This window comes from Halomonas piscis, assembly GCF_031886125.1.
GTDB lineage: Bacteria > Pseudomonadota > Gammaproteobacteria > Pseudomonadales > Halomonadaceae > Vreelandella > Vreelandella piscis.
Genome location: NZ_CP119391.1, coordinates 1,098,571 through 1,118,638, shown reverse-complemented (window position 1 = coordinate 1,118,638; position 20,068 = coordinate 1,098,571). Strand labels below are relative to the sequence as shown.

Here is a 20,068-nt window from a genome sequence, read left to right as displayed (position 1 = left end):
TCCCGCAGGCGTCCACCGTCACCGCGGTTCGGCTTACAGCGCGGCCGCCAGACGCGTGCCCTGCTCGATGGCCCGCTTGGCGTCGAGCTCAACGGCCCGGTCGGCGCCGCCAATCAGATGAACCCGGCTGCCCCGACGCTCGAGCGGCGCCAACAGCTCGCGAACCGGCTCCTGGCCGGCGCATACCACAACGGTATCCGCCGCCAATACCTCTGACCGGCCGTCGCGCCGGATGTGCAGTCCCGCGACGTCCACCCTCAGATACTCGCACCCGGCGAGCATGGTCACGCCGTGCTTTCTGAGCGACGCCCGGTGCACCCAGCCGGTGGTTGCCCCGAGCTCTTTGCCCGGCTTGCTGGTTTTACGCTGCAGCAGCGTTACCCGGCGCGGCACCCGCGGCGGCCTGGGCGCCTGCAAACCGCCGGGCTCCCCGACGCTCAGGTCCACCCCCCACTGGCGGCACCAGGCGTCAACGTCCAGCGCGGTCGCCGCCTGACTGACCAGCCGCTCGGCGACGTCAAACCCGATGCCGCCGGCGCCGATGATCGCCACTCGCTGCCCGACTCGCTCCGGGTGCTCGATGGCCTCCGCGTAGGTCAGCATTTGACCTCTTTTTCTGGCTTCCGCCAGGCCCGGCAGCGCAATCTCCCTCGGGCGCACTCCGGTGGCCAGTATCACTTCGTCAAACTCCCCCAGGGTTTCGACGTTAGCGGCGGCGTTCAGGCGCACGTCCACGGCGTATTTTTCCAGCATGACGCGGTAATAGCGCAGCGTTTCGCTGAACTCCTCCTTGCCGGGAATCTGCCGCGCGTAGTTGAACTGGCCGCCAAGCGCGCTCTGCTGCTCAAACAGCACCACTCGGTGCCCCCGGCTGGCCGCGGTTACCGCGGCAGCCAGCCCCCCGGGCCCGCCGCCCACGACGGCAACGGTTTTCGCCGCCGGCGTCGGCTCGACGACAAGCTCGGTTTCGTGGCAGGCGCGCGGATTGACCAGACAGGAAGTCAGCTTGCCGGCGAAAGCGTGGTCCAGGCAGGCCTGGTTGCAGGCGATGCAGGTGTTGATTTCTTCCGCCTTGCCGGCTCTGGCCTTGGCAATCCACTCGGCATCGGCCAGAAACGGCCGCGCCATGGAGACCATGTCCGCCTGGCCCTCGGCAACGATGCGCTCGGCGACGTCGGGCATGTTGATACGATTGGTGGCAATCAGCGGAATGGCAAGCTCCGCTCGCATGCGCCGGGTGACCCGGGCAAACGCCGCCCGGGGGACGCTGGTGACAATGGTCGGCACCCGGGCCTCGTGCCAGCCGATACCGGTATTGATCGCATCGGCGCCGGCGGCTTCAACGGCGCGCCCCAGGGCCACGACCTCCTCCCAGGTACTGCCGTCCTCCACCAGGTCGAGCATGGACAGGCGAAAGATCAGCGCGAAGCCGTCGCCGGTCGCTTCCCGGATGCGGCGCACGATCTCCACGGCAAAGCGGATGCGGTTGGCAAAGCTTCCGCCCCAGGCGTCGGTACGTCGATTGGTGCGCCGGCAGAGGAACTGGTTGATCAGATAACCCTCGGAGCCCATGACCTCGACGCCGTCGTAGCCGGCCCGCTGCGCCAGCTCGGCACAGCGCACGTAGTCTTGTATCTGCTGCTCGACTTCATCATCCGCAAGCGCCCGGGGCGCAAAGGGGCTGATCGGCGCCTGGATGGCCGACGGTGCGACCGCGTCCGGCGAATAGGCATAGCGTCCGGCGTGCAGAATCTGCAGGCAGATATGGCTGCCCTCGGCGTGCACGGCATCCACCACCCGGCGGTGATCCGCCAGCTGATCGTCGCCGGTCAAGGCGTGCGCACCCTGAAACACGGCACCTTCCGCATTCGGCGCCATGCCGCCGGTGACCAGCAGCGAAACGCCGGCCCGAGCGCGTTCGGCGTAGAACGCCGCCAGGCGTGCAAAGCCGTTCGGCGCCTCTTCCAGGTTGGTATGCATGGAGCCCATCAGCACGCGGTTTTCAAGCTCGAGCGGGCCCAGCCGAAGCGGCTGGAAAAGCCCGGGATAGGTCGTCATCAGACTCTCCTTGCGGCCATATTCAAACAAGCGTATGACATCGACGGGCAAACGTACACCTGGTCCAGGAACGCTGCGGATAACCGGCGTGAACGAAAGCTTTCACCCGGGGTCTCAACGAGATACGGTGGGCCCGAGATTGACGCCGGGTAAAAAAGCAAAGCCTTATTTTTTGCAATATCTATACTTGAAATATTTTTTGTAAGGCCTATGTTGATAGGGTAAGTGGACGCAAGCCCGTCCCTCAAGCAGGGTCGGCGCTACAGCACCAGTGTCTTAACAACCGCACGACAAGAGGTGTCCATGAAAACGTCACTCAAGTATGGTCTCAAGACAGTTGCCGTTGCCAGTGCCTTTAGCCTGGCGTCCGGCATGGCGCTCGCCGCCGAGCCCGGCAACGATCCCCAAAACGCCGTACACCCGGACCAGGCCACGGACTCCGCCAACAACCCGGAAGACGTGCAGAACAGGACGCAGGGCCAGGGCCAGGTGGATCCCAACGAGCCAACTGTCAACCCCGCGGACAGCACCAACAGCGCAAGCGACCCCAGCGACACGCCGTCGCCCAACGGTGAACTGCCGGAAAATGACGGCCTGGACGAGGACCACGGCGTCAACTCCGACAACGTCCCCTTGGACGAATAACGCCTCGCCCCTACCGTTGGTGCGCCTTTGCATCGCCTGAACGAAACCCGGCTTTCAGCCGGGTTTTTTTGTATCGTCCTGTGACTGCGTCCCGCTCGACGCGCGTGCTACTATATTCAGCGCCTTTATGACTCCCGGGACCTGGCCATGTCGCTTGAAGACCTGCATCTGAACCTGCGCAACCTGGCGCCTGCGGACTATCCGCAGCTGAAGACCCTGATGGACGCCGTGTACCACAGCCTCGGCGGCGCCTGGCCCAAGCGCACCGTCGACACGCTGATCCAGGCCTTCCCCGACGGGCAGATCGCGATTGAAAACGACGGCGTGATCGTCGGCGTGGCGCTGACCGTCCAGGTGGACTACGCCGCGTTTTCCAACCCCCACCGCTACGACGACCTGATCGACCAGCGCGAGATTGTCCTCAACAACGCCGACGGCGACGCCATGTACGGGCTGGACGTGCTGATCCACCCGGACTACCGCGGCTACCGCCTGGGGCGACGGCTTTATGAAGCGCGCAAGGAGCTGTGCCGCTCGATGAACCTGCGCGCCATTCTGGCCGGCGGTCGTATTCCCCGGTATCACGAGCACGCCGACGCGCTGGCCCCGAGCGAGTACATCGAAAAAGTCGCGCGCAAGGAGTTCTACGACCCGATTCTGTCCTTCCAGCTGGCCAACGACTTCCAGGTCAAGCGGCTGCTGCGCAAGTATCTGCCCGAAGACGCCCAGTCCCGGGGCTACGCCACCCTGCTCGAATGGAACAACATTCTCTTTGAGCCCGCCGAGCGCGTGCTCAACACCCGCCCCACCCAGGTGCGCGTGGGCGCGGTACAGTGGCAGATGCGCGAGTTTTCCTCCGTGGAGGCCGCGCTGCAGCAGATCGAGTACTTCGTCGATGCGCTGTCGGACTACCAGAGCGACTTTGCCGTCTTTCCGGAGCTTTTTAACGCCCCGCTGATCGGGCTTCAGGATCGCGCCGCCCAGCAGGACCCCATCGGCGCCATTCGCTTTCTGGCCGGCTTCACCGAGCCTTTCAAGACAGAACTTTCGCGCATGGCAGTGGCCTACAACATCAATATTATCGGCGGATCCATGGTCGAGGTCGGCGACGACGACCGGCTTTACAACATTGCCTATCTGTTCCACCGCGACGGCAGCGTCGAGCGCCAGGCCAAGCTGCACATTACGCCCCAGGAGCGCCGCGACTGGATGGTCGAGGGCGGTGATGACCTCCGGGTATTCGACACCGACGCCGGCCGGGTGGGTATTCTGATCTGCTACGACGTGGAGTTCCCGGAGCTGTCGCGCCTGCTGGCCGACCAGGACATGGATATCCTGTTTGTGCCTTTCTGGACCGACACCAAGAACGGCTACCTGCGAGTGCGCCACTGCGCCCAGGCCCGAGCTATCGAGAACGAGTGCTACGTGGTGCTGTGCGGCAGCGTAGGCAACCTGCCGTCCATCGAGAATCTCGATATCCAGTACGCCCAGTCGGCGGTATTTTCGCCCTCGGACTTTGCCTTCCCCCACGACGCGGTGCTGGCGGAAACCACGCCCAATACCGAAATGATCTTCTTTTCCGATCTCGACCTCACCCGGCTCACCGTGGTGCGTGCCGAGGGCTCGGTGACCAACCTCAAGGACCGCCGCCAGGACCTGTTCGACCTGCGCTGGCGGGACTGGTCATGGAAATCCGGCGCCAATCTGGAACACGACGGCGACTAGCCGCCGCGGACAGCTCAGGGCCACAGCAGATGCGCCGGGATACGCCCGGCCGCATCGAACACGACGCCTTCGTCCATGAGCCTGTCGCGCTGGCGATCGGCGCCGCCGTGGTCGGCCGGCTTGCGGGTGGCTGCCACCACTCGATGCCAGGGTAAATCACTGCCCGCCGGCAGCTTGCGCATGGCGGTGCCGACCATTCGCGCCGTCGCCCCTTCGGTCATTTTCGCCACGCGGCCGTAGGTGGTGACCCGCCCCGGCGGTATCTGCGCCACCACGGTATGGATCTGCTCCAGAAGCTCAGAGCGCGCCATGTCACCTCCCGCCACTGATGAACTCTTGGACTGATGCGTTTTATCCTCTACTCGCGCTTCGCCCCGCGAGCCGGCCAGGCGTCCGCATCCACTCTGTCAACAAGCCTGGGGAACTGCGCCGGATTGAAAACCGGCTCTGCCCCGGCCCGGAGCTGTCGCTCGTAGTCGCGGAAAAGAGCGAAAGCCACCGGCGACAGCAGCAAAATGGCTATCAGGTTGATAATAGCCATCATGCCCATGGACAAATCGGCGAAGTTCCAGATGGGGCCAAGACTCGCCACGGAGCCGACCATGACCATGGCCAGTACCGCCAGCCGGTAGATCAGTACCGCCGCCGGCGCACGGCGGCCGGCCAGATACTCAACGTTCACTTCGCCGTAGGAATAGTTGGCAATCACCGAGGTGAAGGCAAACAGCAGGATCGCCACGGCGACAAACATGCCGCCCCACCGGCCCACGTGACTGGAAAGCGCCATCTGGGTCAGCTGAATGCCGCTGGCCTCGTCGCCGGCCAGCAGCTCCGGGCCGGCCATGATGATAATCGCCGCGGTGGCGGTGCAGATCACTAGCGTATCCAGAAACACCCCGAGCATCTGAATAAACCCCTGGGCAGCAGGATGATCGGGCTTGGTGGTCGCCGTGGCCGCAGCGTTGGGCGCCGACCCCATGCCTGCCTCGTTGGAAAACAGCCCGCGCTGAATACCGTTCATGATCGCCTGAGACACGGCGTAGGCCACGGCACCGCCAGCGGCCTGCTCCAGGCCGAAGGCGCTCTTGACAATAGTGCCAATGGCGCCGGGCAGCTCGGTGACGTTCATGGCGACTACTGCCAACGCCAGAATCAGGTACAAAAGCGCCATCAGCGGCACGATGAGCTCGGCCACCCGAGCGATGGACTTGAGCCCGCCGAAGATGATCGGAGTAACTACTGCAACCAGCAGCACGCCGATGGCCCAGGTAGGCACAGCAAACGCCTGCTCCATGGCCTGGGCAATGGAGTTGGCCTGAACGCTGTTAAACGCCAGACCAAAGGCGATGATCAGGCACACCGAAAACGCCGCGGCGAGCCAGCGGAGTCCCAGACCGCGCTCGATATAGCGCGCCGGACCACCGCGAAAAGTTCCGTCTCCGTGGTCTGTCTTGAACGCCTGAGCCAGAGTCGACTCGATGAAACTGGTGGCCATGCCCACCATTGCTGTCATCCACATCCAGAACACTGCCCCGGGGCCGCCGAGGGAAATTGCCACGGCCACGCCGGCGAGGTTGCCAGTACCCACTCGCGCCGCCAGACTGGTGGACAGCGCCTGGAACGAAGAGATCCCCCCGTCCGACTCTCGGGATCGGCGCAGCAGGCTGAACATGTGGCCGAAATAGCGCAGCTGGATGCCCCGGGTCATGACCGTGAAGTAAAGGCCGGCACCCAGCAGCAGATAAATCAGCACGCTACCCCATAAAAGGCCGTTGCCGGCATCGACCAGCCCGGTAAAAGTGGCAAAAAAAGCGTTGTCCATGACGTGTGTCCGTTTGCGTGTGGTAGTGAAGTCTGCCTGAATGACGCCATCCGGACAGCAGCGATGGCAGATACCGGGCGCAGAAACGCAGGCGTGGCGCTGCGCGGGCCGTGCTCCCCCATGCGGCCTACCCCTGTTTGACGCCCGGCACAAAATAGCAATAAATATGGTTTTGAGTAAAAAAATTAGCGCGATTTAACAATCAAACGCCAGGCCCGAGGGAATAGTGATGCTCGATCAATGGCTGGACATGACGCTGAACGATAAAGCGCCGCCGGTTTACTCAGGCGCGCTGGCCTCGGCCAGCTACCGGCTACACGCCCCGGGCGTGCTGGAGCTGGTGCCCGACACCCGGGCGACCAACGCCCGGGCCTGCGTATTTTCCGCCGCCGTTCACGGTAACGAAACCGCGCCGGTAGAGCTCATCGGCGAGCTGCTCGCCGCGATTGAAGCCGGCACGCTGCGCCTGGGCGCGCCGCTGCTGGTGATGCTCGGCAATATTCCGGCCCTGCGCGCCGGCACGCGCTATATCACTACCAATCTCAACCGGCTCTTCAAGCGCGGCCTGGACACCGCCGGCAGTGAACCCGACCGCGCCCGGGAGCTCATCGCCCGGGTCGATGCGTTCTACGCCCGCCACTCAGCGCTGCCGCCGCTGCACTACGATCTGCACACCGCCATACGCGAAAGCCTCTACCCGCGCTTTGCCGTGGTGCCGTACTCTTCCACTCCCACGGCGCCGGAGCAGTGGGAGTGGCTTGCCGCCGCCGGCATTCAGGCGGTGCTCGACCAGCACTGTCACAGCTGGACCCTTTCCCACTACAGCCGCCACTACCACGGCGCGCAGGCCTTTACCCTGGAGCTTGGCCGAGTCGCCCCCTTCGGCGGCAATGACCTGGCAGCGCTTGGGCCCATGCTTGGCCTGCTCAAAGCGCTGGCCGGCGGTGCCATCCCCGCCCGGGCACCCGCCGACACCATGGACTTTTTCCGCGTTGAGCGGGAGGTCAGGCGCGAAAGCGACGAATTTTGCCTATGCTTTGCCGACGACACGCCCAACTTCACCGCCTTTGCCCCGGGCACGCGGCTGGCCCGGGACGCCCGCACCGGCGATACGGTAGTGGACCACACGCCGCTGCACGTGGTCTTTCCCAACGCCCGGGTGGAAATCGGCGCTCGGGCGGCCCTGCTGGCAACGGCGGCCGCGCCGCCCAACACCAAGGTCGAATAAACATGCCTTCACACAGGACGCGCCAGGCCGGAGCGGCCTGTTAAAATCGCCTGCTTTTCGTGCGCTGCTACGCTTTTCCCTGATCGATAGGCGACGGTTGCTGCCACCATCCCTGTTCTGGAGCCTCTGCTATGGCCGCCACTCCTCTGCCCCTTGAAGTGCGCAACATTACCAAGCGCTTTGGCGATACGGACGTCTTGAAGGGGCTTTCTCTCGAAGCCCGCAAGGGCGACGTCATTACCCTGATCGGCGCTTCCGGCTCGGGCAAAAGCACCTTTCTGCGCTGCATGAACCTGCTCGAACAGCCCGACGCCGGCGAGCTGATCGTTCACGGCGAAACCGTTCGCTTCAAGGACACCGCCAGAGGGCGCGAACCCGCCGACTGGAAGCAGGTGGTGCGCATGCGCGCCAAGCTTTCCATGGTGTTTCAGGGGTTCAACCTCTGGGCGCATATGACGGTGCTCGAGAACATCATCGAGGCGCCGATCCACGTGCTCGGCAAGTCGAAAAGGGACGCCGTCGAACACGCCGAGGCGCTGCTCGAGCGCGTGGGTCTGAGCCACCGCGCCAACGCCTACCCGGCGCAGATCTCCGGGGGCCAGCAGCAGCGCGGCGCCATCGCCCGGGCGCTGGCCATGGATCCTGAAGTGATGCTGTTCGACGAGCCCACCTCGGCGCTGGATCCGGAGCTGGTGGGTGACGTGCTCAGGGTCATGCACGATCTCGCCGACGAAGGCCGCACCATGGTGGTGGTCACCCACGAAATGAGCTTCGCCCGCAACGTCGCAAGCCAGGTGATGTACCTCCACGAAGGCCGGGTGGAAGAAGCCGGCAGGCCCGCCGAGGTGCTCGACACTCCGCAATCGCCGCGCCTCAAGCAGTTCTTGGCGCCCAAATACTGATTCAAGCCAGGTACTGCCTGCTTCAAGCCAAGTACTGACTCAGGCACTGACTTTCGAAAAATCCGGAGACTCCCCATGCTGGATTTACAGGGCTACGGCCCCCGGCTGCTGGAAGGCGCCGGCGTCACCGTGTCGCTTGCCGTGCTGTCGCTGGCGCTGGCCATCGCGCTGGGGCTGGTCACCGCCAGCGCCAAGGTGTCGCGCAGCGTCATCGCCCACCGCACCGCGACGCTTTACACCACGCTGATCCGCGGCGTGCCCGATCTGGTACTGATGATGCTTCTGTTCTTCGGCGGCCAGATCGGCGTCAACGCCGCCACCGACTGGCTCTACGACGCCTATGGCGTGGACATCTTCATCAACATCAACGAGTTTGTCGCCGGCGTGGTCACCATCGGGCTGATTTTCGGCGCCTACATGGGCGAAACCTTTCGCGGCGCCTTCATGGCAGTGGACCAGGGCCAGATCGAGGCCGGCAAGGCCTACGGCATGAACAGCCGTCTGGTGTTCTGGCGCATCCGCTTCCCGCAGATGATGCGCCACGCCCTGCCGGGGCTGTCCAACAACTGGATGGTGCTGCTCAAGACCACCGCACTGGTCTCGATTATCGGGCTTTCCGACATGGTGCGCATTGCCGCCGAGGCCTCCAAGGCCACCCGGGAGCCGTTTACCTTCATGATGGTCGTGGCCGTGATTTACCTGCTGATCGCCAGCGTGTCTGAATGGATCTTTGCCCGGCTGCAGAAACGCTACAGCATCGGCTACGGGGAGGGTAAATAATGCAGGCACTTCTTGAGCGACTCGATGCACTGCTCGCCGACAACAGCATCTTCACCCTGCAGACCCTTTCCTACTACGGCGACGGGCTTGTTACCACCGTGCAGCTGGTCTTTCTTTCGCTGATCATCGGCCTGGTGCTGGCGGTGCCGCTGGCCGTGGGCCGCTGCTCGCGCCACCGGCTGATCAACTGGCCGATTTTTGCCTATACCTATGTATTTCGCGGCACTCCGCTGCTGGTGCAGCTCTATCTGATCTACTACGGCGTGGTGTTCGTCGAAGGCGTGCAGGAGTCCTGGCTGTGGCCGCTGATCAAGGATCCGTTCGTGCCCGCGCTCGTCGCGTTTACTCTGAATACGGCGGCCTACACCACGGAAATATTTCGCGGCGCAATCAAGGCCACGCCCCAGGGTGAAATCGAGGCCGCCCGGGCCTACGGCATGTCGCCGGCGCTGACGCTCAGGCGCATCGTGCTGCCCAGCGCCTTTCGCCGGGCGCTGCCGGCCTACGGCAACGAAGTGATCTTCATGCTTCACGCCAGCGCCATCGCCAGCGTCGTTACGCTGATGGATTTGACCGGCGCGGCGCGCTTTGTCTACGCGCGCTTCTATGCGCCCTTTGATGCGTTTCTGTTCGTCGCGGCGATCTACCTGTGCCTGACGTTTGCCACTCTTTACTTCTTCCGCTTTCTGGAAAAGCGCCTGCTGGGCCACCTCAAGCCGGCATCCTAGCCGATCGAGGGCACCCGAGACGGAAAAAGCCTTTGCCCCGCCTTCCCGGCGAAGGTAAGTTGTGGGGGATCACCGCCCGGCGGTGTCTTCCCTTCGCAAGGAGATACTTACAATGAAAAAATGGCTGACCTTTTCCCTGCTGAGCCTTGCCGTCGCCGCTACCAGCGCCCAGGCACGCAACGACGATCAGATCCGCATCGGCGTGGACGTGCCCTACGAGCCCATGGAATACCGCACCCCGAGCGGCGAACTCACCGGCTTCGATATCGATCTTGGCAACGCCCTGTGCGCCGAGATGAACAAGGACTGCGAATGGATCGTGCAAGGCTGGGACGGCATCATCCCCGGTCTCATGGCGCGCAAGTACGACGCCATCATGTCGTCGATGACCATCAACGACAAACGGCGCGAACGGGTGCTCTTCTCCGAGCCCTACTTCACCCCGCCCTCGGCCTGGTTCGCCCCGGCTGACAGCCAGCTCGAAAGCGCCAGCGAGGCGTCTCTCGACGGCCTGGCTATCGGCGTGCAGCGGGGCACCCTGCAGGATAACTACGCCACCGACATGTACGGCAGCGTGGCCGACATCAACCGCTACTCCACCGCCGACGACATGGTGCTGGACATGGACGCCGAGCGGCTGGACATCGTCTTCCTCGACTATCCCGTGGGCCAGTCAACGCTGCTGGAAAGCGACAGCGGCGACTACAGGGTGGTGGGCGACATGATCACCGAGCCGAAACAGTACTTCGGCGACGGCTTCGGCATCGCCTTCCGCCAGCGCGACCGCGATCTTGCCGACGAGTTCAACCAGGCGCTGGAAACGCTCAGGGACAACGGCACCTACGACGAAATCAGGGCACGCTACTTTGACGACGCCGAGTAGCGCCGCCGAGTCGCATCAGGTAACGAAGCTGAACCTCGGGGCCGGCGCGTCGGGCAGCAATGACGCCAAAGCGTCAAGCCGGCGCGCCAGCTCGGCGTGGTCCTGGGCCACCAGATTGACGTGGCCCAGCTTGCGCCCGGGCCGCTCGGCCTTGCCGTAGCGGTGCAGGTGCACGTCGGCCTGGCGCAGCACCTCGCCGCTATCCGGCTCCCGGCCGATCACGTTGGCCATGCAGGTAGGAAAGCGCGCCCGGGTATCGCCCAGGGGCAGGCCCTGCACCGCGCGCAGGTGATTTTCAAACTGGCTGGTCACCGCGCCGTCCATGGTCCAGTGGCCGGAGTTGTGCACCCTGGGGGCCATCTCGTTGGCCAGCAGCCGGCCGTCACGGGTCTGGAACAGTTCCAGGGCCAGCACGCCCACGTAGTCCAGCTCGTCGAGCAGCGCGCGAATGTAGCCGTCGGCGGTTGTCTGAACGCTATCGTCCAAATCCGGCAGCGGCGCCACGGAGTAGCGCAGAATGCCGTCAGCGTGGCGATTTTCCGCCATGGGATAAAAGCGCACCTCGCCGTCCCGGCCGCGCACGGCGATAATCGAGACCTCGCGGACAAAATCCACGAACGCCTCGACGATGAGCTGCGAGTGGCCGATCTCATCCCAGGCCCTGGGAGCGTCGTCGGGCGTTTTCAGCACCGCCTGCCCCTTGCCGTCGTAACCTTCGGTGGTGGACTTGGCCACCGCCGGACAGCCCAGCGCGCGCGCGGCCTCTTCCAGCGCCGCCGCACTTTCCACCACGCGGTACTCGGGGGTGGGGATACTCAGCCGGTCGAACAGCGCCTTCTCCTCCACGCGGTTCTGGCACACGGCAATGGCGCGGCTGCTTGGGTACACCGGCCGGTGCGCCTCGATCTCGCGGATCAGGGCCACCGGAAGGTGTTCAAACTCGTAGGTGACCACGTCGACCCGCTCAAGAAAGTCGCCCAGGCGGCGGTTTTGCGGATCGCTGATGATCTCGCCGATGGCTGCGCTATGGCCGCCGGTAGTGTCGAGAAAGGTAAAGCGGTTGCCCAGCGGATAGCCGGCCAGGGCGAGCATCTGCCCCAGCTGGCCGGCACCGAGGATGCCAATGTTCATGTATCGTCTCCGCAAGTCTCATTGCCAATAAGGGATGGCGCCCGGATCAGGCGTCAATGATCAGGCCCCGGCCCGGGGATCGGGGTTGTCGAGCACGGTTTGCGTCTGCTCGGCGCGAAACGCCTCGACGTTGGCGCGCACTTGTGCATCGGCCAGTCCTACCACCTGGGCGGCCAAAAGTCCGGCGTTGGTGGCCCCGGACTTGCCGATGGCAAGCGTCCCTACGGCCACGCCGCCGGGCATCTGGGCAATGGACAAAAGCGAATCCAGCCCCTTGAGCGCCCTGGATTCCACCGGGACGCCAAACACCGGCAGCGGCGTTTGCGAGGCGACCATGCCCGGCAGGTGCGCCGCTCCGCCGGCCCCGGCGACGATCACCCGGACCCCCCGCGCGGCGGCACCCTTGGCGTAGTCGAACAGCAGATCCGGCGTGCGGTGGGCCGACACCACCCGGGTTTCGTAGGCCACACCCAGGCGTTCGAGCATGGCAACGGCGTGTTCCATGACCGGCCAGTCCGACTGCGATCCCATGATGACGCCGACAACGGGGGGGCTTTCTGAGGCCATTCTGTGCTCTCCGGGTGACGGGTGATAAAAAAGCGTCGAAACAGGCCGCCAAACCAGCCGCCTGGAAAAGAAGTCATGAGTTTACCAGCCCCTCCCTGCCTGCGAACATTGCCGTGGCGGTAAATTTTCATGCCCCGGGCATTGCAAAGCGCCCTGCTTGGCGGCATTGTTGATACTGTCACTTCCCATTGATGGAGACTCATGAGCACGGCACGTTCGTCTGCCCACGCAGAGCTGACTGACCCTCCCCGAACCGGCCCTGACGACTTTGACGTCAGGGAACTGGAAAAACGTACGCGTCTGATGCGCATCATTACCCGGCTAATGGCCATTTCAGAGCTTGGCAGCCGCGATATTGCCCGCCGTGCCGGGCTGCCCGTGCAAAAGGTCAGCGACCTGCTGGCCGGCAGGCTTGAGCATCTGAACGCCGACGAGCTCAACGTCCTGCGCCGCACGCTGGAACCGGAGGCGCCATTGCACTGAGCCGGCCATGGGTTCTCCCCGCAGAAAAAGGCGCACGAGCGCCGAGAAAGCCAAAACCAGCCGCCGGGCTGGTTTTTTATGCCCGCCTCCTTTGCCTTACTTCAATAATTAACCAATATAATCAAAGATTTAAAGACGCATTAAGACAGTATTAAATTACCTTTCCTCTTCCTTGATGCGTATCAATTTTTAGGTACCTCCTGGGGCTTACCCTGAATCTACCCCGACGATTCATTCAGGGCAGCCCGCTGCGCTGCCCGTAACCACAGGAGGCGCCATGGACCCCATACGCCGCTCACTTCTCGGCCAGCTGGCGCGCCTGAGCGCGGGTGCCGCCATGGTACCGCTCTCAAGCGTCGCCAGCGCCGGCATCAACGATCAGCCGCCGCGCCGGGAAGGCGACCCGGAAAAACGCTACGGCATGCTCATTGACCTGCGCCAGTGCATCGGCTGCCAGGCCTGCACAGTATCGTGCCATATCGAAAACGACGCGCCGCTGGGCAATTTCCGCACGGTTGTGTCGCAGTTTGAGGTGGAGAAAGAAAACACGGGTGAGCTCGCTACCTTCATGCTTCCCAGGCTTTGCAACCACTGCGACAACCCGCCCTGCGTACCGGTCTGCCCGGTGCAGGCCACCTACCAGCGCCGGGACGGCATCGTGGTAGTGGACAGCGACCGCTGCGTGGGCTGCGCCTACTGCGTCAACGCCTGCCCCTACGACGCGCGCTTTATCAACGAAAAGACCCAGACCGCCGACAAGTGCACCTTCTGCGTCCACCGCCTGGAAGCCGGGCTTTTGCCCGCCTGCGTGGAATCCTGCGTGGGCGGGGCGCGGATCATCGGCGACATGCGCGACCCGGACAGCCACATCAGCCGCATGATGGCCGAGCACCGCGACGAGCTCATGGTGCTGCAGCCGGAAAAAGGCACCCACCCCCAGGTGTTCTACCTGGGCATGGACGAGCGCTTTACCCAGCGCCCCGAAGCCGCCCCCGGCATTTGGGACATCATCAACGAGGCGGGCAAGGAGATGGACTATGAGTTTGGTCACTGAAGTCGTCGTGCCGCGCTACGGCATTGCCTGGTACCCCTGGGCGGTGCAGTACTTCTTTTTGATCGCGCTGTCCTACTCAAGCCTCTGGGTTGCCGCGCCGGGGATCATTCTGGGCAGGCAGCGCTGGCTTGCCACCTCGAGGCTTGCGCTTCTCGCCTGCGTCTCTACTACCCTGGTGGCGCCGGTAGCGCTTCTGGCCGACCTGCACCAGCCGCTGCGCTTCTGGCACTTCTACGCCCACCCCACACCCTGGTCGTGGATGTCGCTGGGCAGCTTTCTGCTGCCGCTGCATCTGGTCGCCACGGTGCTGCTGGCCTGGCTTGCCTGGCGCCCGGCGCTCAAGGCCCGCGCCCAGGCAGACGACGGCTGGTTTTCGCGCATTGCCGGCTGGATCGCCTGGGGCGACTGGCAGGTCTCGCGCCGCGTCATGATACTGGCGGGGCTCGCCGCGCTTGCCACTTCGGTCGGCATGATGGTCTACACCGGCGCCGAGGTGGCCATCGTCAAGGGTCGGCCGCTGTGGCACACCGCCTGGCTTCCGTTCATGTTCGTCGCCACCGGCATCATTGGCGTCTGCGGGCTGATTCTGCTGCTTAACCGCGTGTCCGGCATCCGCAGCGCCGACACCAACCGCCAGATGCTGGCGATTCTCGTCGGCGCCTGCGTGGCCGCGGGCTTTATCGCCCTGACCTGGCTCCTCGACGGCGCCAACGCGGTATACGGCTCGGTGGCCGCTGCGCTTGACTCCATCGACCAGAGCGCGGCCTGGCGCTCTACCGCCGTGGAGGGCGGCATTGCCGGCGTGCTGCTGGCCGTACTGGCCTTCATGGCGCGTCGTGGCCCCGCGCGCCGCAAACTGTTCGGCTGGGCGCTGGGCCTGCTCGCCCTGCACGTAGCCTGGATGTTCCGCTGGGTGGTGCTGATGAACGTGCAGACCGTGGCCCGCAACAGCGCCGGCTTTCACGACTACCACGTGGCCTTCGGCTCCTACGGGCTGACCGGCATTATCGGCATCTTTGGCCTCTGGCTCACCGCCCTGCTGGTCATCGAGCTGTTCGTTCCCTGGCGCGACGCCTCGCTTGACCCCGAGCGCGACGCCCCGGCCGACACTTCCGCCGCGCCTGCTCCCAGCGCTTCCGTTTCTCCCGCGACCCAAGGAGTTCGCCATGGATAATTCACGTCGTCGCCTGCTCAAGGGCGCCGCTGCCACCGGCGGCGCTGCGGCCTTCGCCGCGGGCTACTCCGGCCCGCTGGTCAAGATGGCCAAGGGGGTCACCGGCAGCGCCGGGGACAAGCCCGAACACAACATCTACGGCAACGCTCTGGCGCCGGAATACCGCGTCGACCTCAAGTCCGGCGAGCTGACCCTGAACCCGGACCAGCGCACCGCCTTTACCGTGTGCTACGGCTGCACCACCAAGTGCGGCGTACGGGTGCGCGTGGACAACAATACCGACGAAGTGCTGCGCACTATTGGCAACCCTTACCACCCGCTTTCCAGCGAGCCGCACCTGCCCATGCGCACCCCGGTAGTGGACGCGCTCAAGCACGTCAGCGCCCTTGACGAGCAGGGGCTTGCCGGGCGTTCCACCGCCTGCGCCCGGGGCAACGCCATGATCGGGCAAATTACCAGCCCCCACCGGGTCACCCACTGCCTGAAGCGCGTGGGCGAGCGCGGCGAGCGGCGCTGGGAGCGCATCTCCTTTGAAACGCTGATCGAGGAAATCTGCGAAGGCGGCGACCTGTTCGGCGAAGGCCACGTCGACGGCCTGCGCGCCATTCACAACCACGACGAGCCGGTAGACGCCGACAACCCCGAGTACGGCCCCAAGGCCAACCAGCTTTTGCTGATGGAGGCCACCGACTACGGCCGCTCGGCGATCTTGAAACGCTTTGGTTTCAACGCCTTCGGCACCCGCAACTACGGCCACCACGGCTCCTACTGCGGGCTGGCGTTCCGCATGGGCTCCGGCGCGCTGATGGACGACATGGCCAAGTTTGCCCACGTCAAGCCCGACTACACCCGGGCGAAGTTCGCGCTGTTCATCGGCACCGCACCGAGCCAGGCGGGCAACCCCTTCAAGCGCCAGGGCCGGCTGCTGGCCGAGGCCCGAGCCACCGGCAGCCTGGACTACGTGGTCATCGACCCCGGGCTCAACGCCAGCGCCTCCCACGCTGCCGCCGAGCGCAGCCGCTGGGTACCCATCCGCCCGGCAAGCGACACTGCCTTCGCCATGGCGATGATCCAGTGGCTCATCGAGCACGAAGCCTACGCCGCCGACTACCTGGCGATGCCCAGCCCCGAGGCGGTGGACGCTGCCGGCGAAAACGGCCACACCAACGCCACTCACCTGGTCATCGAAAACGAAGACCATCCGCGCTTTGGCCACTTTCTGCGCCGCTCGGACCTGGGCGCGCTCGAGGGTAGCGTCGAGGCCGGAAGCGACGCCGACGACGTCATGGTGGTGGATGCCCGAGGCGAGCTTCGGCCCAGCCGCGAGGTGCGCAAGGCCGAGCTGTTCGTCGAGCGCGACGTCGAGACAGCCGACGGCACCCTCCGCGTCAAGAGCAGCCTCGCCAAGCTGCGCGACACCGCCAACGAGCACAGCCTGGAAGACTACGCCGAGCACTGCGGCATCGACGCCCGGGTGATCAAGCACATCGCCGAGCGCTTTGCCGCCTACGGCCGCGATGCCGTGGTAGATACCCACGGCGGCATGATGTCGGCCACCGGCTTCTACGGCGCCTACGGCCTTATGATGCTCAACTTGCTCGCCGGCAGCTTCAACCGCCAGGGCGGCGCCGCGCTGGGCGGCGGCAAGTTTAACGGCACCGGCAGCGGTCCGCGCTACGATCTCGCCGACTTCCCCGGCAAGCGCGGCCCCCAGGGCGTGTTCGTCTCGCGCACGCGCTTTGCCTACGAGGACACCTCGGAGTATCGACGCAAGGTGGAGGCCGGGGAAAATCCTTACCCGGCCAAGGCCCCCTGGCGCCCGCTTGCGCCGCCGATTCTCACCGAGCAGCTGGCCTCGGCGCTGGACGGCTACCCCTACCCCATCAAGGCGGTGATCGGCTGCATGGCCAACCCGCTGTACGGCCAGGCGGGTCTCCACGATACGATCGTCGACAAGCTCAAGGACCCCAAAAACCTCGGGCTTTACGTGGCGGTGGACGGCTTTATCAACGAAACCAACCGCTTTGCCGACTACATCGTGCCGGACTCGGTGATGTACGAGGTCTGGGGCTTTACCGGCGCCTGGAGCGGCACCCTGACCAAAATGACCACCGCCTGCTGGCCGATTATCGAGCCGCGCCAGGACAAGACCGCCGACGGCGAACCCGTCAGCATGGAGAGCTTTTTCATCGCCACCGCCAAGCGGCTGGGGCTGCCGGGCTTCGGCAACGACGCCATCCCCGGCGCCGACGGCAAGCTCTACCCGCTCAACCGCGCCGAGGATTTCTTCCTGCGCGCGGCGGCCAACATTGCCTATACGGGCGAGCCCCTGCCCGAGGCCGACAAGAGCGACGTCATGCACAGCGGCATCGAGCCTTTGCTGCCCAAACTCACGCGCACCCTGCCGGTAGAAGAGCGAGCCCGGGTGGCCTACCTCTACGCTCGGGGCGGGCGCTTTGAAGACCACGAGGACGCCTTCGACGGCGACAAGAAGCTCGCCCACGCCTGGACTCGAGCGCTGTGCGTGTATAACCCCCAGGTGGGTACCACCGTCAACAGCCAGACCGGCGAGCGCCTGTCCGGCACGCCCTGTCTGCAGGCCCCGAAAATGGCTGACGGCACGCCCATGCGCGAGGTGTACTCCGAAGACGACTGGCCGCTGCTGGCGTTTTCCTACAAGTCCAACCTGATGAATTCGTACGCCATCGGCCTTGAGCGGCTGCGCATGATCAAACCGTACAACCCGGTGCTGATGCACACCGACGACGCCGAACGGGCGGGGGTTGCCCACGGCGATACCGTGCGCATCGAAAGCCCGGGGCGGGCGGTGAAAGCGCTGGCGCTGGTGAGCAACGGCGTGATGAAAGGCGCGCTTGGCATCGAGCACAGCTTCGGCCATACCGAGCTTGGCGCCAGCGAGCACGAGGTGGACGGCGAAGCCTTCTCCGGCAACCAGTGGGTCGGCGCCGGTATCAACATCAACGATCTGGGCTTTGCCGATCCCACCCGCCGGGTGGCGGGCACCTGGCTTGAGGGCGTCAGCGGCGCCTCCGTGCGCCAGGGGCTGCCCGTCCGTGTCAGCCGCGTAGAAGGATAATCCGGCCGGCTGGCGCCACGCGGCGTCAGTCGTCGTCGGTCACCGCCCCGGTGCTGGCCGAGCTGACAAGCCTTGCGTACTTGGCCAGCACGCCTTTGGTATAGCGCGGCGCCGGGCGCTGCCAGGCGGCGTGACGCTGCTCGATATCCTCGCCGCCGACGGCCACGTCGATGGTGTTGGCTTCGGCATCGATGGTGATCACGTCGCCGTCTTCCACCAGCGCCAGCGGTCCGCCGTCGAAGGCTTCGGGCGCCATGTGGCCCACCACGAAGCCGTGGCTGCCGCCGGAGAAGCGACCGTCGGTGATCAGCGCCACGTCGTTGCCCAGCCCCCGGCCCATGATGGCGGAGGTGGGCGTGAGCATTTCGCGCATGCCCGGCCCGCCCTTGGGGCCTTCGTAGCGGATGACCACCACGTCGCCGGCGACCACGGTGCCGTCGTTGATGCCCGCCTGGGCCTCTTCCTCGGAGTTGAATACCCGCGCCGTACCGCGAAAGTGGGTGCCTTCCTTGCCGGTGATCTTGGCCACCGCGCCTTCCGGGGCGAGATTGCCGTAGAGAATGCGCAGGTGGCTTTCCGCCTTCACCGGCTCGCCAAGCGGCGCGATAATGTCCTGAGCGTCGGGGTAACCTTCCACCTCGGCAAGGTTTTCCGCCAGCGTCCTGCCGGTCACGGTCAGACAGTCGCCGTGAAGCAGGCCGGCGTCGAGCAAAAGCTTCATCAGCGGCTGAATGCCGCCGATGGCCACCAGCTCGCTCATCATGTAGTGGCCGCTGGGGCGCAGGTCGGCCACCACCGGCACGCGCTTGCCGATGGCGGTGAAGTCGTCAAGGGACAGTTCCACGCCGGCGGTCCGGGCCATGCCGACCAGATGAAGCACGGCGTTGGTGGAGCCGCCCAGCGCAATCACCACGGTAATGGCGTTTTCAAACGCTTCCCGGGTCATGATGTCGGACGGCTTGATATCGCGCTTCAAAAGCTCGAGCACCGCCTCGCCGGCGGCTTCGCAGTCGTCGCGCTTGTCGTTGGACACGGCGTTCTGGGCGGAGCTTCCTGGCAGGCTCATGCCCAGCGCTTCAATCGCCGAGGCCATGGTGTTGGCGGTATACATGCCGCCGCAGGAGCCGGGGCCGGGAATCGCCGTCTCTTCGATATTTTTCAGCTCGATGCGGTCGATATCGCCCCGGGAGTGCGCGCCCATGGCCTCGAACACCGAGACGATATCGGTGTGGCCTTCGCCGGGCAGAATGGTGCCGCCGTAAACAAATACGCTGGGCCGATCAAGCCGCGAAAGCCCCATCATGCAGCCGGGCATGTTCTTGTCGCAGCCGCCGATGGCAACAAGGCCGTCAAAGCCCTCGCAGCCGGCCACGGTCTCGATGGAGTCGGCGATCACCTCCCGGGAGACCAGCGAATACTTCATGCCTTCGGTGCCGTTGGCGATGCCGTCGGAGATGGTGATGGTGTTGAAGATCACGCCCTTGCCGCCGGCGCGGTCGGCGCCGTCCCGGGCGTGCTCAGCCAGCTCGCCAATGTGGCTGTTGCACGGCGTCACCATGCTCCAGGTCGAGGCCACGCCCACCTGGGGCTTTTGAAAGTCGTCGTCGCTAAAGCCCACCGCGCGCAGCATGGCGCGGCTGGCGGACTTGCCCGGGCCGTCGACCACCGGGGAGGAATGGCGGCGGGTACTGTCGGACTGGTCGGTCATCTATTGGTCTCCTTGGTGACTCTTGTGGCTATTGCCCATGGCTAGTATCGCGCAGCGCCATGGCCTGGCGCCATACCTCGCCT

At 64.9% G+C, this 20,068-nt stretch carries 17 protein-coding genes; 11 read left to right on the top strand and 6 right to left on the bottom strand.

The window, feature by feature from the left end:
- Positions 1–33: 33 nt before the first annotated feature.
- A complete protein-coding gene (locus tag P1P91_RS05260) occupies positions 34–2,058 on the bottom strand; it encodes an NADPH-dependent 2,4-dienoyl-CoA reductase (RefSeq protein ID WP_311885021.1) in 2,025 nt (674 codons plus the stop codon).
- A 303-nt stretch (positions 2,059–2,361) separates the two neighbouring features.
- On the opposite strand from P1P91_RS05260, the gene P1P91_RS05255 reads away from it, so the two are divergent.
- On the top strand, positions 2,362–2,703 hold the full coding sequence (locus P1P91_RS05255) for a hypothetical protein (RefSeq protein WP_311885019.1): 342 nt from the start codon (positions 2,362–2,364) through the stop codon (positions 2,701–2,703).
- A 147-nt stretch (positions 2,704–2,850) separates the two neighbouring features.
- Complete coding sequence (locus P1P91_RS05250; protein ID WP_311885017.1) at positions 2,851–4,428, top strand: bifunctional GNAT family N-acetyltransferase/carbon-nitrogen hydrolase family protein; 1,578 nt, start codon at positions 2,851–2,853, stop codon at positions 4,426–4,428.
- 14 nt (positions 4,429–4,442) lie between these two features.
- Here the strand turns inward: P1P91_RS05250 and P1P91_RS05245 are convergent, their stop codons facing one another.
- Positions 4,443–4,739 (bottom strand): MGMT family protein, encoded by a 297-nt coding sequence (locus P1P91_RS05245; protein ID WP_311885015.1) that lies wholly within the window; start codon positions 4,737–4,739, stop codon positions 4,443–4,445.
- A 47-nt stretch (positions 4,740–4,786) separates the two neighbouring features.
- Positions 4,787–6,250: an alanine/glycine:cation symporter family protein gene (locus P1P91_RS05240; protein ID WP_311885014.1), complete on the bottom strand. Its 1,464-nt coding sequence runs from the start codon at positions 6,248–6,250 to the stop codon at positions 4,787–4,789.
- 229 nt (positions 6,251–6,479) lie between these two features.
- Between P1P91_RS05240 and P1P91_RS05235 the strand changes: the two genes are divergently transcribed.
- From P1P91_RS05235 to P1P91_RS05215, 5 genes are all read left to right on the top strand, one after another.
- Positions 6,480–7,478 (top strand): succinylglutamate desuccinylase, encoded by a 999-nt coding sequence (locus tag P1P91_RS05235; RefSeq protein WP_311885013.1) that lies wholly within the window; start codon positions 6,480–6,482, stop codon positions 7,476–7,478.
- A gap of 131 nt (positions 7,479–7,609) precedes the next feature.
- Positions 7,610–8,380, top strand: coding sequence for an ABC transporter ATP-binding protein (locus tag P1P91_RS05230; protein ID WP_311885011.1), 771 nt, complete (start codon positions 7,610–7,612; stop codon positions 8,378–8,380).
- A gap of 75 nt (positions 8,381–8,455) precedes the next feature.
- The gene (locus P1P91_RS05225) at positions 8,456–9,160 is read left to right on the top strand and encodes an ABC transporter permease (RefSeq protein ID WP_311885009.1); all 705 of its coding nucleotides are present in this window, start codon (positions 8,456–8,458) and stop codon (positions 9,158–9,160) included.
- The gene (locus tag P1P91_RS05220; protein WP_311885007.1) at positions 9,160–9,888 is read left to right on the top strand and encodes an ABC transporter permease; all 729 of its coding nucleotides are present in this window, start codon (positions 9,160–9,162) and stop codon (positions 9,886–9,888) included. Before P1P91_RS05225 ends, P1P91_RS05220 begins: the two co-directional genes overlap by 1 nt.
- Positions 9,889–10,000: 112 nt before the next feature.
- A complete protein-coding gene (locus P1P91_RS05215; RefSeq protein ID WP_311885006.1) occupies positions 10,001–10,771 on the top strand; it encodes a transporter substrate-binding domain-containing protein in 771 nt (256 codons plus the stop codon).
- Between the two features lie 15 nt (positions 10,772–10,786).
- Here the strand turns inward: P1P91_RS05215 and P1P91_RS05210 are convergent, their stop codons facing one another.
- On the bottom strand, positions 10,787–11,902 hold the full coding sequence (locus tag P1P91_RS05210; protein WP_311885005.1) for a 5-(carboxyamino)imidazole ribonucleotide synthase: 1,116 nt from the start codon (positions 11,900–11,902) through the stop codon (positions 10,787–10,789).
- Positions 11,903–11,962: 60 nt separating this feature from the next.
- A complete protein-coding gene (gene purE / locus P1P91_RS05205; RefSeq protein ID WP_311885003.1) occupies positions 11,963–12,469 on the bottom strand; it encodes a 5-(carboxyamino)imidazole ribonucleotide mutase in 507 nt (168 codons plus the stop codon).
- 201 nt (positions 12,470–12,670) lie between these two features.
- Here purE and P1P91_RS05200 point away from each other — a divergent pair, with 201 nt between their 5' ends.
- The 4 genes from P1P91_RS05200 to P1P91_RS05185 all read left to right on the top strand — a co-directional run bounded on the left by P1P91_RS05200 (position 12,671) and on the right by P1P91_RS05185 (position 18,277).
- Complete coding sequence (locus P1P91_RS05200) at positions 12,671–12,952, top strand: hypothetical protein (RefSeq protein ID WP_311885001.1); 282 nt, start codon at positions 12,671–12,673, stop codon at positions 12,950–12,952.
- Between the two features lie 277 nt (positions 12,953–13,229).
- Positions 13,230–14,006: a sulfate reduction electron transfer complex DsrMKJOP subunit DsrO gene (gene dsrO / locus P1P91_RS05195; protein ID WP_311884999.1), complete on the top strand. Its 777-nt coding sequence runs from the start codon at positions 13,230–13,232 to the stop codon at positions 14,004–14,006.
- A complete protein-coding gene (gene nrfD, locus P1P91_RS05190; RefSeq protein WP_311884997.1) occupies positions 13,990–15,180 on the top strand; it encodes an NrfD/PsrC family molybdoenzyme membrane anchor subunit in 1,191 nt (396 codons plus the stop codon). Before dsrO ends, nrfD begins: the two co-directional genes overlap by 17 nt.
- Entirely contained in the window at positions 15,173–18,277 is a 3,105-nt protein-coding gene (locus P1P91_RS05185) for a molybdopterin dinucleotide binding domain-containing protein (protein ID WP_311884995.1), read from the top strand. The genes nrfD and P1P91_RS05185 overlap by 8 nt, the downstream gene beginning before the upstream one ends.
- Before the next feature lie 25 nt (positions 18,278–18,302).
- On the opposite strand, the gene ilvD is transcribed toward P1P91_RS05185, so the two are convergent.
- Complete coding sequence (gene ilvD, locus P1P91_RS05180; protein WP_311884993.1) at positions 18,303–19,985, bottom strand: dihydroxy-acid dehydratase; 1,683 nt, start codon at positions 19,983–19,985, stop codon at positions 18,303–18,305.
- Between the last annotated feature and the right edge of the window lie 83 nt (positions 19,986–20,068).